The organism is Nonomuraea sp. NPDC003214, assembly GCF_053590035.1.
The window spans coordinates 106,652-114,899 of sequence record NZ_JBSFSX010000018.1 but is presented as its reverse complement, the minus strand read 5'-3'; the positions used below and the strand labels follow the sequence as shown (position 1 = coordinate 114,899).

5 protein-coding genes and 1 pseudogene are annotated in these 8,248 nt (G+C 66.0%); 5 read left to right on the top strand and 1 reads right to left on the bottom strand.

What is annotated here, in order from left to right; all coding sequences use genetic code 11:
- Nucleotides 1–1,886 precede the first annotated feature (1,886 nt).
- A complete protein-coding gene (locus ACWDXC_RS39300; protein WP_449991051.1) occupies nt 1,887–2,891 on the bottom strand; it encodes a hypothetical protein in 1,005 nt (334 codons plus the stop codon).
- Nucleotides 2,892–3,058: 167 nt separating this feature from the next.
- On the opposite strand from ACWDXC_RS39300, the gene ACWDXC_RS39295 reads away from it, so the two are divergent.
- The 5 genes and pseudogenes from ACWDXC_RS39295 (at nt 3,059) to ACWDXC_RS39275 (ending at nt 7,721) form a co-directional block, all read left to right on the top strand.
- Nucleotides 3,059–3,196 carry a hypothetical protein gene (locus ACWDXC_RS39295; protein ID WP_449991049.1) on the top strand — a complete coding sequence of 46 codons (138 nt, stop codon included), beginning with the start codon at nt 3,059–3,061 and terminating at the stop codon, nt 3,194–3,196.
- A gap of 103 nt (nt 3,197–3,299) precedes the next feature.
- Nucleotides 3,300–3,989 (top strand): annotated as a pseudogene (locus ACWDXC_RS39290) (IS256 family transposase); the annotation flags it as partial.
- Nucleotides 3,990–4,541: 552 nt separating this feature from the next.
- Entirely contained in the window at nt 4,542–4,922 is a 381-nt protein-coding gene (locus ACWDXC_RS39285; protein ID WP_449991047.1) for a CU044_2847 family protein, read from the top strand.
- Nucleotides 4,906–6,036 carry a S1 family peptidase gene (locus ACWDXC_RS39280; RefSeq protein WP_449991044.1) on the top strand — a complete coding sequence of 377 codons (1,131 nt, stop codon included), beginning with the start codon at nt 4,906–4,908 and terminating at the stop codon, nt 6,034–6,036. Before ACWDXC_RS39285 ends, ACWDXC_RS39280 begins: the two co-directional genes overlap by 17 nt.
- Complete coding sequence (locus tag ACWDXC_RS39275; protein WP_449991041.1) at nt 6,033–7,721, top strand: tetratricopeptide repeat protein; 1,689 nt, start codon at nt 6,033–6,035, stop codon at nt 7,719–7,721. Before ACWDXC_RS39280 ends, ACWDXC_RS39275 begins: the two co-directional genes overlap by 4 nt.
- Nucleotides 7,722–8,248 lie beyond the last annotated feature (527 nt).

Genomic DNA, 8,248 nt, shown 5'->3' with positions numbered 1-8,248 from the left:
CAGCAGCCTGGGCTACCGTAGCCCCGCCGACTACGAGGCAGTCGCAGCGGCCTGACCACCACAACGATGGTGTCCGTCGGAGCGGAGCAAGCTCACACTTCTACGACTGCGGCTGCCCCGACATCTATTTCTGCCCCACGTCGCGTGAGGTCGAGTGTCCCCGCCATAGCGGGTTCGCCACGTGCTGCGCCAACATCGCCGGCCACATCCCCGTGCGATCACACACGCCACCTGCCTGATCGCCCGCAGGCCGTCGACCCGCCCGAAGGGAAATCAGGACCACGGAGACATGATGGAGCACTCCGCCGGACGCACGGCCTTGTCCCCCGTGGCCCTTCCAACTCAGCCGTCGACGGACCTCACCCGTTCCCGGCACTCGGGCGGCGGTCATCCTGGAGCCGGAGCGCCCTCGCGGGAGGCGTGGAAGCCTCGGGCGCAATCCGAGGGCTTGGTGACCATGTCCCCGGCGTGCGATCATCTGGCTCGTGACATCGAGCAGAAAGGGCCATGCCGCGTAGGCGCCCTTCCGAGGTCCGTACGCGAGGATCGGCGTGCGGGACCCACCGAGCGTTGATCCATCACGTCCCCGGCCTTGGCCGTCGCCCCATGGCCGCAGTGATCGTTCTTGAGCACACCCGGATGTGGCCGGGTGCGATAGCGGCTGCCTTGGCGGCCTGGCAGGAGGCCGCCCTTGTCGGGACTGCTGACCGCCTCTTCGGTCGGTGCGAGTGCGAGGAGTGCACCGGAGATGCGCCCCGCCGGCTGCTCGAACAGGCTCTCGTCGCCTTACCGCCGTGGGCCAGACCGTATCTGTACGCCTTGGTCCTTCCCGTCGACCAGTATTACCTCCGTCGGACCTCCCCCGCTCCGCCTGTCTCGCCCGATTCCGATTGGGCATGGTGGCAACGACGGCGTCCTCGTGGAGAGCGGCGCATGTAGAGGCGAAGCTTGGGGAGCGTACTCAAGCAGCGTGGCACCCCCGGCCGAGGCGTTCGGTCAGTACGGCGCGGCAGGCGGTACGGTGTCCAGCCTGCACTCCCGAACTGTCCTCGGCCTCAAGCACCGAGGCAGACAGGACGTCCGGCCAGTACCCATCCCACCCGAACTAGTCAAGATCCTTCGCAACCACGTAGCCGAGTACGGCAGCGCTAAGGACGGCCGAATCTTCCGGAGCGAGTGAGGCGGGGTCGTCGCATCCCTGGCTTCCACGGAGGTCTGGCAGGCCGCCCGGCTCCGGCCTTGGCTCCCGCCCAGGTCGCCTCGCCGCTCGCCAAGCGCCCGCATGCCCTCCGGCCGTCTTGCTCTGGCTCAACGCGGGCGTCTCAGCGCCCGACGTAGCGGAAAGAGCCGGCTACAGCGTCGATGTCCTCCTGATGGTCTACGCCAGGTGCATCGACGGCCAACAGAAGATCGCCAATCACCGTATCGACGACGCACTTGCAGCGTGAGAGTCAATTCGAGGAGCTTCGGGACCATACCGGAGCCTTTCGCATTGGCTGCCCGGGATTTGGACCTGCGACCCCCTGACCCCCCACAGGTGCGCTACCAAGCTGGGTCTTCGCCTGCGCCAACGTCGCTAAGATCATTGCACGCATATTGGTGGACCACCGGCAAAAGCCCGGTCACGACGGCATCTGGCTGCCTGGCCTCCGAAACGCAGAGGAGGCCCCGAAGGGCCTCTGACCTGCAGCTACTGCTAGTGGCAGGTGCAAGGTTCGAACTTGCATAGGCTGAGCCGACGGTTTTACAGTCCCGTCGCGATCAAGCCCGGACCTGGGCTTTCATAGCCAGCAGAGCGAACTTGGCCGCGCATTGGCCGTGGTCAAGCTTCAGATGGCTTCGGAAACCACCATGGCGCCAGCTACCACGGTGGTCCCCAACTTGTACTAGTTGTGGTCGTAGCGGGTGGTCACCACGAACGTCGTACCGTCGAGTGCCTCACCGACAGGAGTTACGGCCCAGTCAGCCAGTTGCTGGACTCGCTTCCGGCCGAGATTCAGCACTTCGATGAGTTCGGATGCGGTAGGCGGAGTTGCTCGAACGCAGTGCAGAATCGGCTCCCCGGTTGCGGAGCCGTCCTCATCCTCTGGGTTGTCGGGCACCCACCGCCCGATCTCCAACTGCCATGTCTCGACATCGTCACCGGGCATCGGGGCGAAGACGTTGAGAAAGTAGCGGTCTGATTCTTCCCATGGTTCGTAGTCAACGAAAAGAGAGCTGTCGATGATCAGGTTCGCCTGGTCGTTATCAGATCGAGCGTAGGCGTCGTAGAGGACTCGCAGATCATCGACCGCCTGGCTCAGACGCTTGCCAGAAGCACCGCCTTCCAGACGGTCCAAGCGGGCACGTTCCTCCTCCATGCAGTGAGGATTGCCGAGGTAGACATTCCCGCGCTGGCTGTCGAAGGTGACGAACGGATTCTCGAACTCCCACAAGCGCGCGCCTTCGGTCTCCTCGGGGGCGGGGCCATCTGAAGCCCCGATCAGCGCACCAGCCTCTGCTTCGATTTCGGCTTTGATCGCAGTCTGGACGGGCGCGGGCACCGAAGACATGGCAGCGTCCAGATCGCTCAGCGCCTCGTGAAGCAGCAGCTTCACGTACTCGTACCAGAGGCTGTGCGCGCCCTGCAGCAGACGCTGTCGCGCGCTCTGGTCGACGAGCGCGGCGAGGTGGTCGGCGGGGTAACTTGCTACACGCGCACCGCGCTCGTCCCATACAGCGATGGGGACGGAGGCATAGGCAGAAATTCTGTTGAGTGCGCTCACCAGAGGAGTGGCCAGCGCAGCACTATCCACGCTCGTCACAGTCACCGACCGGACGCCCTCCGAGGCGCGATAGGTGGCTAGGACCTGCACCTTTCCGCGATTGGCGTGCTGAGAGTAGATAGTCATGGCGGACACATCCTTTCAGCCGAAAGGGTGCGTCGGACCCAGTCGACTCAAGAGGGAAGGGAATAGGTGTATGGCCGCACGTGACGAGACCAGCACCTCAAAGCTTGTCGGCGGTGGCTCAGATCCGATTCCGAGCTCCATGCCTGCTTCGACCATACTTTCCCCTCATGGCCGGGGACAACCTGAACCTGGGTTTCGCCGATTCCGAGACGCTCGGTTCTACTACCGCTGTTGGTCCTGACCTGTACACGACGACCACGGCGCGATCATTCGACGGCCAAACCGAACATGCTCATCTCAACTGACCAGCACCGAGATCGGCCGCTCGAAGACCGCCGCCGTCCCGCCCGGCGATCCACGCGGTCGTGGGACTGAACGCCTGGCAGTACGTCTGCTAGACCATCCGTCCTGGTCGCCACCGCCGTGAACGCCGACGGACGTCGTGAGATATTGGGCCTGGAGGTCACCTCGGCCGAGGACGGTGCCGGTTGGCTGGCGTTCCTGCGCGGCCTGGTGGCGCGTGGCCTGTCCGGGGTGCAGTTGGTCATCTCCGATTGCCATGCCGGGCTGGTGGCCGCTATCGGCGCCACCCTGGCCGGCGCGTCCTGGCAACGCTGTCGAGCCCACTACCTGCGAAACTTGCTGACCTGCGTGAACAAGTCCGCCCAGCCGTTTGTGGCCACGCTGGTGCGCACCATCTTCGACCAGCCCGAGGCCGCTTCGGTGCGCGCCCAGCACGCCTGGGTGGTGCAAACCTTGGAGGCCAAGCATCCGGCCGCGGCCGAGCACCTGGAGCTCGCCCGCGAGGACCTGATCGCCTTCGCCGCCTTCCCGCGCGAGATCTGGCCGCAGATCTGGTCCAACAATCCGCAAGAGCGGCTGAACAAAGAGATCCGCCGCCGCACCGACGTGGTCGGCATCTTCCCCGACCGGCCCTCGATCATCCGCCTGGTCGGCGCCGTCTTGGCTGAGCAGACCGACGAATGGGTCGAGGCCCGCCGCTACATGGGGCTGGACATCCTGGCCAAGGCCCGCATCCGAGCCGTGCCCGGCGACACACCAGCCCAGAATCCACTCCCGCAGACACTTACCGCTTAACCTGCAGAAACAGGATCACGCGAAGATCGATTCATACACCACATCTGTGGACGTGACCCCATGCTCACGACATGAGCGTCCTGGGACCAGCCCTGAAACAATCAGGAGGGGCCTCCTTCGGCCTGCGGCAGCCCGGCAACTTGGCCGCGTATTGGCCATGAGACACCGTAGAACGCCGGTGATCGCCGTAGACAGCCGGACACAAAGCGAGAGGCCCGTCGCCGCGTTTCCGCTGGTGACGGGCCTCTTCCCGCTGGTGTGGCAGGTGCAAGGTTCGAACTTGCGTAGGCTGAGCCGACGGTTTTACAGCTCGTGACCTTTCCTATCGACTCCACGCTTCTGACCTGCGGTGCCATCTCGCCATGCCGCCACAGGCAGCAAGATCATTGCACACATATTGCACGGTCCCCCTGGCAACCCCGTGACAGGCCGAGCCCAGTGGCTCATCGCTCCTCAACCGAACTTTTTTGGAGTGCCCGGCCCAGCGGTCATGATGAGATGACGATCTCTGGGCGTGGAGACACCTTACCGACGGAAGAGGAGTGATCGGGCATGTCGAACGTCGTCCCTATCGAGCTGCCGGACGGCGAGGTCATTCTCGCCCGCGTCCGCGTCGAAGGCCCGTCGGATGTCGGCGCGACTCGGGTCCTGCAGAAACTGCCGGTCGACGACCTCAGGAAGGTCGTTAATGGCGTCGCCGGAACGGTCGCGGACGCGGTCGAGTCGGTGCGGCCCGACCAGGTCAGCGTGGAGTTCGGCATCGAGATCGCGGTCAAGAGCGGCAAGGTCGCGAGCGTGCTGGCGGAGGCCGGCGGCAAGGCGAGCCTCAAGCTCACGTTGACCTGGGACACAGCGCGTGACAAGCAGGCACGCGGCGCGGCGGACAGTGACGGCGAGGACGAGGGCGAGGGCACGGGTGAACCTGACGCGTAGCATTGACGAACTTCTGAAACCCCGGCTGGTGCTCATCAACTCCGCTGTCGGCGGCACCGGCTTTCTCGTCGCGCCGGGCGTTGTCCTCACGTGCGCCCATGTCGTCAACGAGCCAGTCGGCGAGGGCGTCGAAGTGCGGCACCTGGGTGTCGCGCTCGATGCCGAAGTGGAATCCCGGTTCCCGGCAGCGGCTGGCGAGGACGCCTTCTACCCCTATCCCGACCTGTGCCTGCTGAGGATCAGCGGCTACGAACAGCATCCGTGCGTGGTGCTGGATGATCGCATTCCCGCCATCGATCAGCGACTGTACACGCGTGGTTACACGACAACCTTCTCGCCGATGCCGTCGGAGGAGCCGAGCACGTTCACGTACGAAGGGCTGCACGATGTCGCGGGCGGGCAACTGCTAAAGCTGACGTCGGGCGACGCGGTTCCGGGCATGAGCGGCTCGCCGCTCCTGAACCTGGCCAGCGCTGCCGTCGCCGGGGTCGTCAAGACGAGCCGCGGCGAGCGGGGCGGAGGATGGGGCATCCCCATGAGGGCAGCCTTCGCCGCGATGCCGGGGCTCAAGGAGGCCAACGCCCGGTACGGCGAGAGCGATCCGCAGTGGCGCAATGTCCTCAAATCGGCGGGCAAGGCCTATGACAGCGGGGTAATCGTCGACATCCACGCATTCAGAGAGCGCACGCCCGCGCGCCGCCCGGCTGGCGTCCTATTCACCGTTACCAACGCCGGCGGCGCGCTCGTCAAACTGGTTTCCATCGCGCTCGAGGTGATCTCGTGCCGCAGGACGGCCGCGCCGCACCATGACCTGCCGGAGGGGCTGCCCGAGCAGTTCTCCCTCTCGGTCGAGATCGATCCGTCACCGGGCGTGTACGAGTTGCTCGATCACGCCCACATGCTGCAGTCTCAGGAGACCGAGGGCTACAGTCTGATGATCCATGCGGCGGAGGGGTGGATCTATCTGCTGTCGCTGCATGTGCGGTGGCGGGAACCGGGCGGCTCGGATCTGGAGGTCTGGCAGAGCCCGCCCTTCGAACTCGCGTTCACGATCACAAATCCCGACGAGCTGCTCCGTGCCGCCAGGGAGACGAATCCGGGCGGGACACAATGACCCGCGAGGAGACCCTGGCCCGTTGCTGGGAATGCGGAGACAGGCTGCCACTGTCAGGCCGCGTCTTCTTTGACACCTCCGACTCAACCAAGGAGACCCGGAGGCTCCTCGAAGACCCGGACCTGCCCGCGGCAACCGTGGCGTGCAGTTGCGGAGCCGAGAGATGGCTGCCCCTGATCTGCCGTGACGCGGCCACGGCAGTCCTCTTCTTCGTGGCCGACGAAGACCGCACAACGTTGACGGACGAATACGACGAAACGCTGGTGAACTGCCTGGACACCATACCGCCGGAGGTCCGTGACATGGCCTGGCACAGCCCGTACTTCGTGGTCGCAGGCGTGCCCGCCCTACGGGAGCTGATCGCTCGCGGCGGCCGGATACTCGCCTCCCTTCGTGGCCTGCTGATGGCGGAGGTTCCGAGCGGCCATCACGCCGTGATGAATTTGCAGCAGGTCGCCGCGGCATACGCGCGGGCGGACCGGCCCGGCGAGGCGTTCGACATCCTGCGGCGAGCACCGCTCGCGAAGGTGAGCAGCCCCGATTACTGGGTCGCCTACGGCAAGCATGCCGTGGCGGCGGGCTCGCTCGACGCGGCGGAGGCCGCTTTCGCGCGGGCGGCGACGGCCTCGCGGGAGCTCTCCCATCTTCCGCTGAACCCTCTGGACGCCGACGAGAGCCTCGCGGACGTTTCCGGAGTCCGGTTGCCGCAGCTCGCGGCGGCCGTCGAGGAACGCCGACGACTGCTTATGTTCGGGCCCGAGCCAGCCGATGAGGAGGCCGCCGAGAGAATGGGGTACGGCATCGGCGCGATTCAGGCCGCGCTGATCGACCTGCCGGACCAGGACGTTGAGGCGCTCGAATCCCTGCACAGCTCCAGCCTGGGGAGCTTCCGGAATTGGATCGACGGCTCACACGCGCGCAAGGCGAACGCCGCCTGGCTCAAGCGGATGTGCGCCCTCGGCAAGGAACGGGCCCGCGGTGACTTCGACGCCGAGCAGGACCCTGAGCGGCTGCTGCGCACAGGCGAAGTCCTTGCCCAGGCCGAAGAGCCCGGCCTCGCCCTAGCCTTGCTGCGACGTGCCGAACACACTGGCCCGCCGGAGGTGAGGTTCGCGGCCGCCCGCTGGATCGGCTCGATGCTGTCCGCGTCCGACGCCGAAGAGGCGGAGAGGTGGCTCAGGAAGGCGCTGGGCTCCCGCCGATCCGACACTCGGGCCCTAGCGCACCTCGGACTCGCGCTCATCGCCCAGCGCAGGGGCATGCCCGAGCTCTACCACGAACAGCTCCTGCTCAGTGCGAGGCTCGGCGGCGATCGGGGATCGCCCGAAGCCCTCTACCTCCTGGCGCTCCGCGAAGCCGAGCTCGGCAGGGAGGAGACCCAGATGGCCTATCTGACCCAGCTCGCGCGAGGGAACTACGGCACGGTGACCGAGGTCGCAGGAGTGGTACTCGCCGACCTCTGCCTCCGCCGGGGCGAGCCGGCCCAGGCGTATGAGTTCGCCATGCTCGGGAGACACTCTCTCAAGGTGGAGATCGTCATGGCCTCGATGTTCATCCGGGGGATGGTTCTCTCGGCGGCCGGGAGGATCCGAGAAGCAAGACAACTCCTTGGCGCCGTCGCGGTGGTGCCCGGCGTCTACTCCGAGACGGCTCAGCGATGGGTCGCCGACCATCCCGAATCATGACCGTGCTCCGTCCGCTAGGGCGCCGACGCCGCCCTAACGCCGACGTGGCCATGTTCGCGGCGGTGATGGCAGCACTGACGGCCTGCCTGCTGCCTTTGCAGTGATGGCCGCTGGTCTCCTGGTAGATGGCCACGGCTTGGTATGTAAATCGATAGTCTCTTCGAACCGCCGTCCCTACTGCCAGGGCGGTGCCGAAGTTGTGCAGCGCCATGCCTTCACGGTGGTTCGCCGCAAATGAATGCGTGCTTCCGGCCGCCCTCGCCCCCTGCCGGAATGCCTACTGAGAGGTACCCTCCGGCAGATTGTCAGTCCTGGGGATTCACCGGACACCAGCATCTGATAGGACAGCAACACAACTAGCCCGGTGGGCCGGGGCTGAGGAACGAGGCCCTGGACCTCCGATCGCCCCCGACCATGTGCGGTTGCCAGCCATGCCGAGGCGATCGTAAGGGCTGCATCTGTGCGCGGCGCGGCAACCTCGGCGCGGAGGGTTCCGTCCGTGCGGCGGGGCAGGCGCGCCGAGCCCG

Bases quoted from the DNA above. Each gene is read 5' to 3' on its own strand.
- ACWDXC_RS39300 (WP_449991051.1), bottom strand. From the start codon at position 2,891: ATGACTATCTACTCTCAGCACGCCAATCGCGGAAAGGTGCAGGTCCTA.
- ACWDXC_RS39295 (WP_449991049.1), top strand. From the start codon at position 3,059: ATGGCCGGGGACAACCTGAACCTGGGTTTCGCCGATTCCGAGACGCTC.
- ACWDXC_RS39285 (WP_449991047.1), top strand. From the start codon at position 4,542: ATGTCGAACGTCGTCCCTATCGAGCTGCCGGACGGCGAGGTCATTCTC.
- ACWDXC_RS39275 (WP_449991041.1), top strand. From the start codon at position 6,033: ATGACCCGCGAGGAGACCCTGGCCCGTTGCTGGGAATGCGGAGACAGG.